At 37.4% G+C, this 17,102-nt stretch carries 7 protein-coding genes, 2 rRNA genes and 4 pseudogenes; 4 read left to right on the top strand and 9 right to left on the bottom strand.

Annotation, left to right across the window (positions count from 1 at the left end; genetic code table 11):
* Positions 1-9: 9 nt before the first annotated feature.
* From D2C78_04225 to D2C78_04190, 8 genes and pseudogenes are all read right to left on the bottom strand, one after another.
* Positions 10-984, bottom strand: a pseudogene (locus D2C78_04225) (hypothetical protein).
* Positions 978-2,341: pseudogene (locus D2C78_04220) on the bottom strand (serine/threonine protein kinase). The pseudogenes D2C78_04225 and D2C78_04220 overlap by 7 nt, the downstream one beginning before the upstream one ends.
* 48 nt (positions 2,342-2,389) lie before the next feature.
* Positions 2,390-3,016, bottom strand: a complete 627-nt coding sequence (locus D2C78_04215; GenBank protein ID QEF35182.1) for a protein phosphatase — start codon at positions 3,014-3,016, stop codon at positions 2,390-2,392.
* On the bottom strand, positions 3,013-3,186 hold the full coding sequence (locus tag D2C78_04210) for a hypothetical protein (GenBank protein QEF35181.1): 174 nt from the start codon (positions 3,184-3,186) through the stop codon (positions 3,013-3,015). The genes D2C78_04215 and D2C78_04210 overlap by 4 nt, the downstream gene beginning before the upstream one ends.
* Positions 3,187-3,432: 246 nt before the next feature.
* A pseudogene (locus tag D2C78_04205) lies at positions 3,433-4,000 on the bottom strand (tellurite resistance protein TerY).
* 800 nt (positions 4,001-4,800) lie between these two features.
* Positions 4,801-4,918, bottom strand: a 5S ribosomal RNA gene (gene rrf / locus D2C78_04200).
* 235 nt (positions 4,919-5,153) lie between these two features.
* Positions 5,154-8,040, bottom strand: a 23S ribosomal RNA gene (locus D2C78_04195).
* A gap of 364 nt (positions 8,041-8,404) precedes the next feature.
* Positions 8,405-8,653, bottom strand: a complete 249-nt coding sequence (locus tag D2C78_04190) for a hypothetical protein (protein ID QEF35811.1) — start codon at positions 8,651-8,653, stop codon at positions 8,405-8,407.
* A 429-nt stretch (positions 8,654-9,082) separates the two neighbouring features.
* On the opposite strand from D2C78_04190, the gene D2C78_04185 reads away from it, so the two are divergent.
* From D2C78_04185 to D2C78_04170, 4 genes and pseudogenes are all read left to right on the top strand, one after another.
* On the top strand, positions 9,083-10,834 hold the full coding sequence (locus D2C78_04185) for a DUF262 domain-containing protein (protein ID QEF35180.1): 1,752 nt from the start codon (positions 9,083-9,085) through the stop codon (positions 10,832-10,834).
* A 41-nt stretch (positions 10,835-10,875) separates the two neighbouring features.
* The gene (locus D2C78_04180; protein QEF35179.1) at positions 10,876-12,129 is read left to right on the top strand and encodes a DHH family phosphoesterase; all 1,254 of its coding nucleotides are present in this window, start codon (positions 10,876-10,878) and stop codon (positions 12,127-12,129) included.
* 50 nt (positions 12,130-12,179) lie between these two features.
* Positions 12,180-14,068 (top strand): annotated as a pseudogene (locus D2C78_04175) (hypothetical protein).
* Positions 14,069-14,182: 114 nt separating this feature from the next.
* The gene (locus D2C78_04170; GenBank protein ID QEF35178.1) at positions 14,183-15,082 is read left to right on the top strand and encodes a hypothetical protein; all 900 of its coding nucleotides are present in this window, start codon (positions 14,183-14,185) and stop codon (positions 15,080-15,082) included.
* Between the two features lie 170 nt (positions 15,083-15,252).
* On the opposite strand, the gene speA is transcribed toward D2C78_04170, so the two are convergent.
* A complete protein-coding gene (gene speA / locus D2C78_04165) occupies positions 15,253-17,100 on the bottom strand; it encodes an arginine decarboxylase (GenBank protein ID QEF35177.1) in 1,848 nt (615 codons plus the stop codon).
* Between the last annotated feature and the right edge of the window lie 2 nt (positions 17,101-17,102).

Here is a 17,102-nt window from a genome sequence, read left to right as displayed (position 1 = left end):
AGAAATTTGTTTCTTTTGTTCAGAAATAAGATTGATTAAGCTTTCTTCGTTTTGTGGGTCTAATTCCTCTAAAACCCCTAAATCACTCCCCTCTCTTAATTGCGCTTTCTTTATTAAGATTTCCATTTTATTCTTGCCTAAAGCTGGCTTAAAACGAATTCTTAAATTCCCTCCTGCTTTACTCACGCTTTCAATCTCTAAAACCCCCACTTCTTTTGCCTCATTAAAACTTTTTTGAGCACTTTTGATGAGATATTTTTTCCAAATTTTTAAATAAGATTTTTCATCTTGCTGGATCTGGTCTAAAAGGCTCGTTCGCATGGTTTTTGTGGTTTTATCATTAAACTCTAATGAACCTTGAAAAAACAAACACAAACCAGGCGCTAGTGCTTGTTTAATGGGTCTTAATTTTATCGCTTCATAAGAATGCCTATTATTTATCAAAGCGCGCTTAACGCTTAATCCCCCTTGGTATTTAACAGCCTGAAATCTTCTTTTAAATCTCTTCACTATTCTCTTTATTCTCATCTTCATAAGGCAATACGCACACAAAATAAGTAAAACCAGCCATTTCTAAAATACAAGTTTCTTTAAAATCTTCTAGTTTTTTGTCTTTGCCCATACCTTTTAGTAACTTTTCTGCGATTGTGTCTTTGAAATTAATGTTTAATGGTTCAGGAAGAATTTTATAGGGCGTTTGAAGAAATGGCACTTCAATTCTAAAACTTGTCTTTCTTGGTTTTCGCTTAAATTTAGGACTTGAGCTGCAAGAAAAGCGTTACTGCAAAAAGCGTTTTTAATTTCTTTTTCTTTGGTTTCGCCTATGATCTCTAATTTCAAATAACGCTCTTCATCTAGATGAAAATATATTTTATTTTTTTCAATCTTTAATAATCCCAATTTTTCTCTATCTTTTGGCTCTAGTTTTGCGGTATTGAGATTATAAGCCTTGATGATGCTATATTCTTTGATAGAACTCAGCATTTTTGAACCTTAATTAAAAAACCATTGTATGAAATAGTCAATTCTTTTTCTAAATCTATTTCTATCCTATAGTGATCCAATCTTTTATTATTAATGAGAATCTTTTCTTGTTGTATGCCATGATGAAAAATCAATATATTATTAGCAATCTCTGCAAACTCCCATTCGCTTTTAACCACTTCAATCCCCTTAAATAAGGTTGTCGGTAAAAAATAGGGTCTGTAAAATTCGAGACAAAATAAAAAACTTCGCTATTTTGGTAACAACTTGTTGCTACAAGTCTGATAGGTTTTTTAGCATCGCAATAAGGGCAAATCTCCCATTCTCTATCATAATCTCTATCATAATAAGTCATTGAACAATTTTCACATTCTAACACTTGCAAGCTAGCTTTTTCTAAGCTCTCTATAAATAAGGGCATAGTAGGGCGTTTCAAAGGATCTTTTTTGCCTTCTTCAAAGCATTGCACTAATAAATTTTTTAAATCCCTTGTTAAGAAAAAAGGCAGTAAGCCACAAGAATTATTGCTATCATTCTCACTATCTTCAATCCAAGGCAATTCTATAAAATTTTCTACATTATCATCTGCCTTATTTCCGTCAAAAGGATGAACCATATTTAAAAGTTCATAAGCTATGATGGCAAAAGAAAAGGTATCGCTAAGCATGGTGTTGTAATTGGTTGTATCGCTATCTTTAGAGGTTTGGCTAATCTCTAAAGCCCCATAGTTAGGCGTAAAAATAACACATAGGGCTTTTTCGCTCTCATAACGCACATTATCCGCATCAATCAAAAACGCTGAATTATCTTTATAAAACACATTGTTTAAATTCAAGTCCCCATACACTAAACCCTTACTTTGCAATCTGAATAGAAGTTTTGCTAAATGGGTGAGTATTTTTAATCGTGATCTCAATCCTTGTGTTTGTGAGTAATAACTTAAACTTAAAGCCATATGATGGTTATCTTTGCAAAGTTCTTGAATGGCATTATTGATCCTAAAAATCCCATCTTTTTCTTCATTTTCTAAAACACTGGGCTTCTTTAAAAAAGTTTTTAGTGGTTCATAGCCCTCAGCCATTTTCATCACATAGCCTTGTTTTTCTTTCAAAGTTACTAGCGGAATTGACATAGGGAAATGCCTCTCTATCGGCTTAAAAGATAAATTTAGAACGCTTTTTTCATATTGTTTAAGGGATTCTTTGTCTTTAACAAAATCTCCATCCCTCAATACTACCTTAATAGCCACATCCTTATCCAAACAGCGATACACTATACCCTGTCCGCCCTTTCCTAAAACTTCTACAATCTTATGGATATTCCCCTCACTATCAATAATTTCTTCTTCTAACTCCATAAACTATCCTTTCTATACGCTATGATCAAACTCGTATCATCATAAAATTTATGATTCTTTAAGAGCGTATAGCACTTTTTTGATGCCTTTTTTATGTTTAAATTCACTGATTATGTCCTTAACAAAATCCAAGCGTCTTGCATCTATTAAGCTTTCATCTAATCCATCCGTGCATAAGAATAACGCATCAATTTTTTTACTCTCTAAGACTTCCCAAGTTAAAAGCGTATTGCGATCAAAAGGTGTTGTGAAATGCGTTAAATCTTGCTTATCCTCTCTTAATAATCTATGTTCTTTTCCTAAAACAGCTAACAACCCATCACCCACTTTACCTATAAACGCCTTTTCTTTGCCAATAAAAACCAGTTGCAGAGTGCTTAGTGCATTGCGAACTTCCAAAGGATAGAGCAGACACTCCCAAATACTAAAAATAACTTTATTCAATAACGCTAAGTTGCAACCTTGTATATCAATAGCATTTAAGGCTTTTTCTACGCTCTCGCACAATTTTTTAGCCCCAATTTGTGAATCTTTTTTACTCCCTAAACCATCGCACAAAACAAGCAATAACCCCTTTTGATTTTTTCTGATTAAAAAAGCGTCTTGATTAGGCAATCTAGCATACGCATGATATACTCCCCTAATAGAAGCCCCAAACGCCTTAAAATCTCTCATTGCTTAATCGCATCCACTTTCTTCATGAAATGCAATACTTGAAAAATTTCAGTGCTATCAAACACTTTAGAAGAGATTTCTTTAAGTTTGATCATATTGGCATCCGCTCCAAAAGCCACACTGGATTTAACTTGAATTTCTTCTGTAAAATGCCCATCGCTCAACAACAAAGCGTCTTCAAACTCCCCTTTTAAACCCTTTAAATCCCACTTTTGTATATCTATATTTTTATTTTTAGCCAATTGCTCAAAAGCTAAAAGCCATAATTGAAGGGCTTCTTTTTTCCCGTTTTCATTCATAGATCCTGAATTATCTATAATGATCTTCATGTTTTCTCTTTAAAGAGTTTAAAATATCTATCAACTTCTTCGTTTAAATCTATAAACAAAGCGTTTTTGTGGCGTAAAGATTTTAAATCATTCATCTGGAATCCAGTTCAACTTTTTAATTGAAGCAGAACCCTTGCTAATGGTTTGAGTCATGATTTCAAACAACTTCACTAACTTTTCCACATCATCTGCGTAAAATACGCCATCTTTGCCAAAATCCTTATTAACTTGCGGGTTGGCATCTCTATCGCCAATAAAAATGCTCCAACACACACTTTTAGCGCTTCTCCCCATCATGGTGGAAGTTAAACAAAGGCTCTTGCCACTTATCATTATTTGGCTCACCATCCGAAACTAAAATGCTATAAGGTTTATAGAATTTAGTAGGGAAAGTGTCTTTATCTTCAATAAGATCCTTAGCCAATTTAAACGCTTGATCTAAAGGGGTGCCACCACTCGCGCTTAAAGGCTTAAAGTCAATGTTTTTTATATCATCAAAGGGCGTGTGCAAAACCGCACCATTTTCACCAAAAGTAACAATAGCCATTTTGCTAAATAACTCTTTTTTAGCTTCTTGCTTTAGAGTTTTTATCATTTTTTGAATACAAACATTAAGCACTCCAATGCGTGTGCCATTACCCAAAGAATGATTCATTGAACCACTCGTATCTAACAATAAAAATACTGGAATAAAGCGTTCTTCCATAGTATATTTACTTAAATCTAATGCCATAACATCTCCTTATAAATAATTTTTCGTGCCAAAAAACCCAATCACAAGAATAAAGCACAATCTGATCAAAACATTCATTTCAGCACTCTTTTTGATGATTTTATAAGCTTTTGAGTATAGTAGACTTAGACTTAGTTTAAGAGTGCCTGAATTTTAGGGTAGCAAGCCGACTCTATGGTTTGTTTTAAGGCAAAGAAACAGAAAACAACACCAGCAAAGTAAAAGAATAAAAATCTAAAACGCTAAAAGCGTTTTTTACAATCAAACCAAAGAGATTAGTTGTAAGCGATAACTTTTTTAAAGAATAAAACTTTCTAAAAACATTTCTTAGCGCTCTTTAGAATTGAAGTGCAGTTTAGGGATTTTAAAAAACTTCATAAACTTCCTTTAAAAAGAAGCTTAGATAAGAGTTCTATAAATAATTACATTCTTTAGAGAATAAAACTTTTTTCTTAAATCCATGTTTAATTAATGCGGACTCTTTCCAAAGATATTAAACTTTTTAAAAAATTGGATTTTAGATCTTATTTTATGATTTTAAATTTTATTTTGTTTTCAAACTCGTTTTCTTAAAACTCTAAAACCTTTGAATAAAACAATAAAACCCCAAATCAAAACAACTAAAAATAAAAAAAATGAAAAAAACAACAGAAAAATAAAGCACTAAAATATAATCAATAATGAAATAAGATAAAAAGCAAGACTAAAAAAGCATTTCCCTATCCCTGCACCGACCTACATTCCCACTCTTGAAAAGAGCAGTATTATCAGCGATGAAGAGCTTGACTTCCAGGTTCGGAATGGTTAACTGGGTAGTTCCTCTTCTCTAAAGGCACAAGGAAAAGGGAGCTAAAGATAAAATGCATTTACCCTTAACTCCCCTTTCTCTTCAATAGGGAGCTGTTTTTAACAAAGAAGATCGTTAATAGCCTTTAGCTTTAAATCATTGAGATGGTATCTCATTCCTCATTAAAGTTTAACCCTATAAAAGTCTTCATAAAACTCCAACTCTCTTACACTCAGTAAGGCAGTGGTAACTTATCCATGCTTATTGCCGTTATCTTATCAAAAAGCAAAAAACAAGCCAAACGCTCTATTAGTAGTAGTCAGCTAAACGCATTACTGCGCTCACACATCTACCCTATCAAGCACATAGTCTTTGTGCGAGCTTCAGGGAAAGTTTATCTTGGAGTTGGCTTCCTGCTTAGATGCTTTCAGCAGTTATCACATCCGTGTGTAGCTACCCAGCGATGCTCTTGGCAGAACAACTGGTGCACCAGTGACACGTCCATCCCGGTCCTCTCGTACTAGGGACAGCTCTCCTCAACTTTCCTACGCCCACGGCAGATAGGGACCGAACTGTCTCACGACGTTCTGAACCCAGCTCGCGTACCGCTTTAAATGGCGAACAGCCATACCCTTGGGACCTGCTCCAGCCCCAGGATGCGATGAGCCGACATCGAGGTGCCAAACCTCCCCGTCGATGTGAGCTCTTGGGGGAGATCAGCCTGTTATCCCCGGGGTACCTTTTATCCTTTGAGCGATGGCCCTTCCACACAGAACCACCGGATCACTATGACCGACTTTCGTCTCTGCTTGACTTGTATGTCTTACAGTCAGGCTGGCTTGTGCCATTACACTCAACTTGCGATTTCCAACCGCAATGAGCCAACCTTTGCAAGCCTCCGTTACTTTTTAGGAGGCGACCGCCCCAGTCAAACTACCCACCAAGCATTGTCCTGCCTGTGGATAACACAGGCCAGTTAGCTAACAGAAACATCAAGGGTGGTATCTCAAGGATGGCTCCATAAGAGCCAAAGCCCTTACTTCAAAGCCTCCCACCTATCCTGCGCATGATATTCCCATTAGCAGTGCTAAGTTGTAGTAAAGGTCCACGGGGTCTTTCCGTCTTGCCGCGGGTAGGAGGAATTTTCACCTCCACTACAATTTCACTGAATCTCTGGTTGAGACAGCTCCCATCTCGTTACGCCATTCATGCAGGTCGGTATTTAACCGACAAGGAATTTCGCTACCTTAGGACCGTTATAGTTACGGCCGCCGTTTACTCGGGCTTCAATTCAACGCTTCATCTTGCGACTGACGCATCCTCTTAACCTTCGAGCACCGGGCAGGCGTCACACCTTATACTTCCTCTTACGAGTTGGCAAAGTGCTGTGTTTTTGGTAAACAGTCGGGAGGGACTCTTTGCTGAGACCGCATTGCTGCGGCACACCTTATCGCGAACTTACGGTGCTAGTTTGCAGAGTTCCTTAACCAGAGTTCTTTCACGCGCCTTAGAATACTCATCTCATCTACCTGTGTCGGTTTGCGGTACGGACGACTATGGATATGCTTAGAGGCTTTTCTTGGCACGACGGTATCAGCGATTCTCCCTTTGTCCTAAAAGGACTCAAAGAGCCTGTTTGGGTTTCAAATACAGAGGTGGATTTGCCTTCCCTCCAATCTACGCCCTTAGACTAGCGCTTCCATCAGCTAGCTCGCTTAACCCTATGCGTCCCCCATCACGCTCCATAGTCGGTATTGGAATATTAACCAATTTGCCATCACCTACCCCTTTCGGACTCGGCTTAGGACCCGACTAACCCTACGATGACGACCATCGCGTAGGAAACCTTAGATTTACGGCGGATACAATTCTCATATATCTTATCGTTACTCATTCCTGCATGCTCACTTCATACCGCTCCAGCACTCCTTACCGGTATACCTTCAACGCTGGTATGAACGCTCTTCTACCACTGTGTTTAACACAATCTACAAATTCGGTGTCTATCTTAGCCCCGTTATATTTTCAGCGCATGACCACTAGACCAGTGAGCTGTTACGCTTTCTTTAAAGGATGGCTGCTTCTAAGCCAACCTCCTGGTTGTTTGAGTAGCCACACATCTTTTTCCACTCAGAATAGAACTTAGGGACCTTATTTGGTAGTCTGGGTTGTTCCCCTTTTGACGATTGATTTTATCACCCACCGCCTGACTCCCAAGATACGATAAAAGGTATTCGAAGTTTGATAGGGTTTGGTACCGCGGCGAGCAGCCCTAGCCCAATCAGGGCTCTACCCCCTTTTATTATCACTTGAGGCTATACCTAAATATATTTCGAAGAGAACCAGCTATCACTAAGTTTGTTTGGCCTTTCACCCCTATCCACAGCTCATCCCAACCCGTTTCAATGGGTACGAGTTCAGTCCTCCACGCGCTATTACACGCGTTTCAACTTGGCCATGGATAGATCACTTAGCTTCGGGTCTGCAGCATCTGACTTGTTCGCCCTATTAAGACTCGCTTTCGCTACGGCTTCGCATTCGCTTAACCTTGCCAGATACCACAACTCGCAGGATCATTATGCAAAAGGCAGTCCATCACCCTGATAAATCATAGGGCTCTGAATGATTGTAAGCAGATGGTTTCAGGTTCTATTTCACTCCGCTCACTGCGGTTCTTTTCACCTTTCCCTCACGGTACTTGTTCGCTATCGCTCAAAGAGTAGTATTTAGGGTTGGAGAGTGGTCTCCCCGGCTTCAACCTGGATTTCTCGTGTCCTGGCCTACTCTGGATCCTGCTACCTAAGAACGCCTTGTCGCATACAAGGCTATCACTTTCTATGGCTTACCTTTCCAGGTAACTCTGCTAAAGCGTTCTCTTGGATGTTGCAGTCCTCAACCCCGAATGCAAGCACTCGGTTTGCCCTTTTCCCCGTTCGCTCGCCACTACTTAGGGAATCTCGTTGATTTCTTTTCCTCTAGTTACTGAGATGTTTCACTTCACTAGGTTCGCTCTCTAAATTAGAGTAACTAATATCTCTATTAGTTGGGTTGCCCCATTCGGACATCTACGCATCAAAGCTCCTTGACAGCTCCGCATAGCTTATCGCAGTCTAGTACGTCCTTCATCGCCTCTCTTTGGCAAGGCATCCGCCATCTGCTCTTAAAAGCTTGTTTTAAATTTTAAAATATCCTTTAAAACCCGCCCTTTTATAATGAATAACGACAATTGCACGAATATTCTTCAAACGCTACCACTGCCTTAATGAATATAAGACAGAGTTATTGTAGTTTTACTTTACTTTTACATAGGCTATTAACAATGTTAAATCAAATAACTTCGTTTTTCTTCAAAAACTTGCTATAATCACTCTTAATGTTAAACCCTTTAAGAAGACTAAAAATGCTTGATCCCTAATCTTTTTTAATCAAGTTTTACCAACTAGTGAGCTTTTATTTAAAGCTTTTTAGCTTGTAGAACTTGCTTGAATGGTTTCAAATTAAAGAACTTTTTAAAGCTTGTCTTTAAAAACGAAATGTAATTATAGACATGCAATGCTTAAATTTTGCTTAAAGTTTTTGGAATGTGAAATAAATTTTAGAGTTGGAAAGAAATGAATGAAAGTTATTTGGAAATGATTGGAAATCATTGGAAATGATGGGAATGGGGGGTAGTAAAATAAAGCTTTGAATAAATAAAGTCTTAAATAAAGTCTTAAATAAAGTCTTAAATAAAGTCTTAAATAAAGTCTTAAATAAATTAAGATAAAACGCATCATCAAATAAAACATTTCATAAAATAAAGTGCATTATTAAAATAAAACGCATCATTAACCATTGATTAAATACCGCTAGATACAATACTCTAAATTATCTTTTTTTCAAAAAAGGGGTAGAAATGGCATTCAAGCAATCATTCTATCATTCTATCATTCTATCATTCTATCATTCTATCATTCTATCATTCTATCATTTAATCATTTAATCATTTAATCATTTAATCAAGCAATCAAGCAACGCTACCATACTTTTATAACTATTTATCCTTTTACAAAAGATCGCTTAAAAATCCCCTATTTTTTATATTCTCTCTTGCATTAACCCTTTCATTCCCCCTTTCATTAACCCGCGCCACAACATTTTTCAACCATTTGATTCCATAAGCCCCATTTTTAAACCAGTGGGGCTTACAGAGTTAAATTCAATACAGGGGGAAGACGATGGCAAAAGTAAAAGTAGATGTGGAGTTAAAAAAACTCTATGCAATTTTAGTGGATGCTGAATATTTTTATCAGGTTCCCGATTACCAACGCCCTTATGTGTGGGATAAGGATCATTTAGGGGCTTTGATTGATGATTTAGTGGGTAGCTATACCAACAACAGAGAAGATGAGTATTTTTGCGGCTCTATTGTGATCGCTGAAAATCCAAAAGATAAAAGATGGGATGTTGTGGATGGCCAGCAGCGGTTAACGAGTTTTATTATTCTGGCTTGCACGATTTTAAGGCTTTATAAACACAGGTTAGGGCAAAAATCTAAAGATTTTATTGAAGGGAGTATTTATGATAAATACGATAAAGAAAAAGAGCGTCTGAAGTTTTTAACCGCTCAAAATTACAACAGCATTTTTGAAAACACGGTGTTAAACAATTTAGAGTTTGAAGACAATATTAAAAAGAGCGAGTTGAATAAGAAATTTGATGAAAACACTTATTTGCGTAACGCTTATTATTTTAGAGAGCTATTGAATGAGAGCATAAAAAATGGTTCAATAAGCGATATGGATGATTTTGTCGAGTGGTTTTATGAACACATTGTTGTGACTAGGATCGTTTGTTTTGAGCAAGACAGCGCGATGCAAATCTTTCAAGTGTTAAACGACAGAGGCCAACCCTTAAGCCCTATTGATATTTTAAAATCCAGTTTGATGCAAGAAATCAAACAAGATAGTGAAAAGCGTAAGGATTTTATAACCACTTGGGACAAATTGGTTGAATCTTGCAAGAGCGTTGAGGGCATAGATATTGATTTAGAAGACTTTTTTAACATGTATTTAGAATACGCTGATCCTAGCGCTTCTAAAAAGAGAGCCGATAAGGGATTAAAAAAGGTGTTCAAAGACAGCAAAAAAGACGCTTGCGGGTTCATCTATGAGATCAGCGAGTTCATGAAAGCCTATACCGCATTGCTAAAAAAACAAGACCGATACATCTATTTATTGAGGTATCTCCCCTCTAGGTATTGGGCCAGCATTCTAACGACCGCCCTTCATGTCAAATACCCTGATTTTGACGCTTTGAAAAAGCTTTTGGTGTCTTATTATTACCAAACTTGGATTGCAGGAGGCACGATCACGCGCATCAAGCAAACGAGCATCAACATTATCAAAAATGTTAAAAACAATAAAGACATTGAAACCATCCAAGAGCTTATACTGGATAACATAGAATCTTATAACACCTTTAACCAATACCACTATAACTTATGGGATAGTTATTCTGTTTATCCTAGCAAATGGTTACGCCCTGTCTTAGCCCTCGCTAATTATTTCATGACAGATGAAGAGAAGCCCCATTTTATCGCTATGGATGCCGAAACCCAAGTGGAGCATATTTTACCCCAAAAGCCCGAAAAGGGCAGTCAGTGGAACGCGGATTTTGACAAAGAAAAAAGAGAAGAATGGGTGAATAATATCGCGAATTTAACCCTTTTAAAGCGTAAAAAGAACGCAAAAGCCTTAAATGGGGATTTTGATGAAAAAAGAAAAATTTATGGCGGCAAAGACCCAAGCAAAGTGATTAGCTGTTATGACATCACTAAAGAATTGTATAGCAATTATAGAAAGTGGAATGAGAAGTCCCTAAAAGAGCGATACAAATCTTTGTATAACACTATCATGCCTATTTTACACATAGAAGGGCAAGAAGAGGAATATGAAGAGGAATGTGAAGATGATTTTGATCTAGAATGATTGAAAATCATCAAGCATCAAAAACAACAAAGAGGTGATCAATGCCTAAAAAAGAGCTATTAAAGATGTCAAAGAAAAGGATTTTTAAAGACTTCTTAGAAGAAGTCAAGCGCCATCGCCCCATTGTTTTCTATACAGATAATGATTGTGATGGCATGTTAGCTGGCAGCGTTTTAATGTCTATGTGTTACAGATTGGGTATTAAAGATTTCTTTTTCTTTAGCCCCTTAAGGAATGCACATGGCTATGGTTTCACTGATTTAGCCCTAAACGATTTATTGTCTAAACCTTGTATCTTTAACCCTAAAACCAACCAATTAGTCAGCCTAGATTGCATTAAAAACCAATTTCAAAAAGACCCCTTATTGTTTAGCGCTGATTTAGGGGCGGATTTGGCCGCTAACACCGAATTACAAGAAATCTTATTAGAGCGTTTTGAACAATGCATCATCACAGACCACCATAAGAGTTTTGAAGTTGATTGGATTGATGGAAATAAAATCGCCTACATTAACCTGAATGATGAAAAAGACGCCAACTATTATAGCGGGGCTTTCACAAGCGCTTTAGTGTTTAGTCAAATCTTTCAAATACAAACCACTCCTTTAGAAGAAGAATTGATCGCTATCACGCTTTTAAGCGATCGCATTGATTTAGATAATGGGGATAATTTGGATATGGTTTTGAATTTAGCGCAAGCTAAACATGAGCGCATTAAATGCTTTTTCAAAGATAAAGACTTTTCTTTAGCCCAAGACGATTTAGATGGAATTTCTAACTTATACGGTTTTAATTGCATCAACTATATCAACGCTTTAAGCCGTTTGAGTGGGGCTAGAGAGTTTAAGGGTTGTTATGATAGCTATTTGCATTATCTGGTTTTAAAACATTTCAACCCCATAAACGATCCGCATTTAAGCGTCTTTAATGTTAAGGAATTCAAAAGATACAACGACATTAAAAAGAAAATGGTGAAAGAAAGCGAAGAAAACGCTCAAATTTTTTCTTGTAACAAAATATTAGTGGCTCTTTTAGATGAAAGCTGTTCTATTAAAGTAGGTGTTAGCGGTTTAGTGGCTAATAACTTTTTAAAAAAATACCCTTCCAATCGCTCCCTTTGTATCTATAGAGACAATAAAGACGGGTATAGCGGTAGCGCTAGAGGTGGTGGGAATTTTTTAAGCCAGATTAAAACCATTCCTTTAATACAAGCTGGCGGGCATGAGGAAGCTTTTGGGTTGAGCTTTGCAAAAGAGGATTTTAAAAAAGTAATCAAAAGCTTACAAGCCTTATAAAGTCAAATAACGCTAAGGCTGAATTTAAAAAAAAGGACTTGACATGTTATTTGGATTATGATTTTTTATTGTTATTGAATGATGAGAGCGGGAATCCAACCAGATACTACTATTTGTTACAAGATTTTGAAAAGGATTTTGTGGCTAGGGAAGTGGCTCAAAATAAAACGAAGCGATTCGTTAAGGAGATCATTAGGAGGGAGAAAGCCTCTAAAACTAAAAACAGCGCCATTGCAGTTTCTAACACAAAGACTTCTGCTATTGGGAGCGAAACGATTGGAAACGGCGATCTTAAAAAGGCGTGTGAGAAAATCAAAAGCGGACTACCTTTTGGGATCATCTCAGCCTTTAAACCCTTTAAAGACGCTTTTTACAGAGATTTCAATCATAATGAGCAAAAATTACTGATAGGGGCAACTAAAAGCGGTTGCATTCAATCTAGCGCTGATAAACTAGCTCAGTTAAAAACGCGCTTACTCTATTGGCAGGACAAATCTGTTAAAGTGGATTGGGATAAACCCATTTTGATTAAGGACTTCTTTAAAGGCAATAATTACCTTTATAGGAGGTTTTGTTTTTTATTGGGGAAGCATTTTATGGATAGATTTTTTAAGAATAACGCTAAGGCGAGCGTGAAAGACTTTATGTCTAGTAAGGAGTTTGTCGCTAAATACCGATACACCCCCAAGCAAAATACAGAAAGAGCGAAAAAGTTGCAATCGTATTTAGAGGGTAAGCGTGATTTTATAGGGTTTGTTCAAGCACTTAACTCTTTAAAAGACAGCCCACAAAATCCTTTTTTACCCGATGAAGAAATAAGCTTTTTGGTGTTCGCCAATGAGCCTACTATCGTATTTAATTTAAGGGACTATTTATTGGTGTTAGCGCAAATATTTAACCAACAAGCGATCTGTTATTGTGAGAGCAAATGCCCTATAGAATTGATCAACGCTTCACCGGGTAAGGACTTTAACAAAACACAAGACAGCTTTTCAGACATCAAATTCTCAACGCCCAATCAATTAGAACAATCTCTCAATGCTTTAAAAAACAAGCTAGCTGCATTCTTTTCAAAACACCCTGATAAACATAACGGCATAGAGTTTAATGAAATAGCTAAAACTCAAATAGAAGCGCTTTATATGCCGCAATCTAGCGATGGTTTTGATGATTTTCGCGAGCATCTTGAAGATAGTATTAAAAGTTTTATCAGAGCGAAAAAAAATCGTTATGGTTTTCCTAAAATCTTTGATGTTGCAGACATAGAACAAGAAGAGAGGGAAGTCATTGAATGGCGAGAAAAAGAGAGAGCGTCAAAACAAAGCTACAAACAAAACCTTCAAATCAACAAAATCGCTAACGATTTAAAGCGTAATAAGGCAGTGGATAAAAGAGCGATTTTAAGCGTGATAAGATAGTGGATAAAAGAACGATTTAAAGCGTGATAGACGCTGATATAGAGCGTGGTTCTATCCCGCCTAAAGATTTGTTAAAACAATTAGAAACGATTAGTGCTTCTCTTTCTAAAGACATCGTAATAGCGATAAAGCAAGTAGAAAAATTAGAGCTTAACTATGCGTTAATAGACAATATCCAGCATAACACGCTTGATGACACGCTTGATTTTACCTTTATTGTTGGGGATTCTTTGAGCGTTCAGTCGCTTTATGTTACCTTTCATCTTGTGATTGACATGGATAGACCCATGAGCGAGCAGTTTCTCAACCATATTGGGAAATTGGGGAGTTTTAAATCTAGAGAGCAAGCGTTAGAGTGGGTGCGATTATCGCAAACTAAACTGATCATTGAAACGCCTAGAGAAGCGCTAAAAAATGCGGAATTATCGCAAATTGAAGAAATATTGACCGGCTGTATTTTTAATAGCGCTTACCGCCTTCAAAACGATCTTAAAGGCAATAGACATGGAAATTTTAAATAAAATTCACCCCACAACAAGGAGGAACAAGCCATGCCAAAAAGATAGAAACACTAAAAAACATTGAACGACCGATTATAGCGGAATTTAAAACAAATTTTTACCAAGGAGTATTTTATGGGTTTTCAAAATGAAAATAAATTAAAAGTAGGGGCGTCAGTCAAAGCCACGATCAATAACAAAGTGGTGGAGGCTAAAGTCATTAGTATTGGGTTTAATCGTGTAACCTTAAGAAGCCAAAAAGGCAACGAAGCCACTTACGCTTTCAATAGCGAAAAATTCTTAAAGTGGTTCAATAAAGTTCCATTGACCGAGCATATGAGACTTCACGCTGAAAACGAAAAAGCGGACATTTTAGATGGCGTTAAAGTGGTAACTAGCGGACCGAGTGTTAAAGAAAGAACTACTACTCCCAAAGAGAAAGAGGATAGGTTTAAACTCGCTTTTGGATTTAAGACTACTGATGATAAGACTAGCTTTGAGATTATTGCGGAGGATTATACTTTAAGCGAGAGAAAAAGTAGGCTCGGTGCGTTATTATCTCCCATGTTTTTTGAGGGTAGTGGTAATCAAGCGTCTGCTATCATTCTTACCGCTCTTGCTAACGCTAAAGGGCTAAATAGACACAGCGATGCGGAGTGGCGTGCTATGATTGATAACCGAGATGAGGAAAAATGCGAGATTGAGACACTAGACCACTTGGATAGAGTTGGAACGACTTTATTCTGTGGCGTGATTAAAGAGTATGCGGAGGGTAATAAGGAGTTTGAAAAAGAACTTAACGATTTTTCCCCTGATGGTTTTTGGGCTACGACTTTACCTAGAAACAAAAATGAGGCGTTGTTTATCGCTCAATTGCTTTGCGATGGCGGTATCAATAAATATGGCTTAAGCTGTGCGGGTCTTACTGAAAATTTGTTAAAAGACATTTTTAATAATATTGGACTAGCAACTGCTAAAGAGGTTGATGAGCATCTCGCTAATTTAGATAAAGAGGAGGCGGAGTTAAAAGAATAACCCCCCCCACTCCTAGTGGGGAGGCTCTTTTTTTTTAATCTCTCTTTTTTTTCTTGTATCTTTATTTTTCAATTTGCTTGCTTATTTTAGTTTTAACGCTCTTTTATTGATTAGTAAGGTTTTCTATTGATTAAAGTTAAAAAGCGTTATAACCAATTTATAGCGTTCTCTTAAGAAATCGTGCGCAAATACCCATTTTCGCTCAGCATGACATACAAGCGCCCCATGATTTCTTTCTTTTCTTCCATGTCCAGTTGGTTGTTGTCTTCAATTTTTTGTTTTAAAAGGCGCTCAATTTCTTTAGTGTCATAGTCCAAATCGTCTAACACGTCTAAAATCGTTTGGGCTTCGCAAATATCTTCCACTTCATAATCGCCTTTTTCATCAAAAACCACGCTAAATTCCGTAGGGTGCGTGAATAAATTGTGCTTCATGCCTAAAACTTCTTGATACGCTCCCACTAAAAAGAACGCTAAAAAGTATTCTTCTTCATCTATGTCTATATCGTGCAAAAACAAGGGCTTTGTGGAATCAAAAGCGATTTCCCCATCGCTATCGCAAGTAATATCCCACAAGCTCGCGCTCCTGGTGGGCTTTTCATCTAATTTATTCAAGGGCATGACCGGGAAATTCTGTCTCAAGCCCCAATAATCTGGCAAGCTTTGGAAAAACGAGCAATTCAATAAATAGCGCTCTTGGACTTGCTCTTGAATGCGTAAAATATCGTTATGATCCTTGACATAAAGCAATTGCACCGCTTTTTTGACGATCAAATGCGCTAAAACTTCAGTGTTGCTCCTGTCAATCAAATCAATATAGCCCAAATCAAAAAGCGTGAATAGCGACTCGGTGTGATCAAAACTATCATGCAAGTATTCAATGGCGTTTTTTTCATTGATATTAGCGAGCAAATCTAGCATTTCATCAATCAAGGGAGGGTTATTATTTTCTTTGATTTTTAGGGATTTTTCATTGTATTCATGCGAAAACAATTCTAACACAGGGGCCACTAAAACGGCATGGTTAGCGGAAATATAACGGCCTGATTCAATGAAAATATCCGGCTCGATTTCTTGCTTATTTTTCACAATTTCCCTCAATAAAAACACCACATCAGCGCTGAATTCTTCTAAAGTGTAGTTCTTGTCTTGGTGGTGCTTGTGTTGGGTGTATTCTACGGCTAACCCCCCTCCAATATTCACGCTATTAAGATTTTTAGCGCCCATTTTACGCAATTCTGCATACAAGTTACCCGCTTCTCTTAAAGCCTTTTTTAAGGGCGAAATATCGCTGATTTGAGAGCCTATGTGGAAATGTATCATGTGGAAATGCTCTAGTAAGTCGTTTTCTTCTAAAAGGCGCATCGCTTCTAAAACTTCCGTGCTACTAAGGCCAAATTTAGAATTGATCCCCCCACTCTTTGCCCAAACGCCAGTGCCAGCGCTGTGCAAACGGATGCGAATGCCAATTTTAGGGCATGCTACAAAATCGTTTTGTTTAGCCACGGCGATAATGGTTTTTAATTCATTCAAACCCTCAATCGTTAAAGTGATCTCATGCTGCATGCTTTTAGCGATAAAGCCAAGCTCAATCATTTCTTTGTCTTTAAAGCCATTCACGGTGATAGGGGCTTTAGGGTTAGTGTAACTCATCGCAATGATGAGTTCAGACTTGCTCCCGGCTTCTAAGCCGTAATTCAAACCCTTAGCCCCCTGCACTAAAGGGAAAACAAACGAGGGCATTTGATTGACTTTTAAAGGGAAAACCGCCTTAAAAGCCCCGCTGTATTGATACTCTTTAATCGCTGAAGAAAACGCATCAAACAGGCTTTTGATTTGTTTTTGCACCAAATGGGGGAATCGCACCAACAAAGGCCCTCTATAGCCCTTATCGCGCACGCTTTGAACGATTTCTAAAAGCGAGGGGTTTTTGCCATGACAAACTTTAACCAGCCCTTTTTCTATCTTAAATTCGTTATTGCTCCAAAAATTAATCCCATAATCATGGACTTCTTGCATTT

It is taken from the genome of Helicobacter pylori, from assembly GCA_008032935.1.
Taxonomy (GTDB): Bacteria; Campylobacterota; Campylobacteria; order Campylobacterales; family Helicobacteraceae; genus Helicobacter; species Helicobacter pylori_CX.
This window is presented reverse-complemented; position numbering and strand designations above follow the sequence as displayed.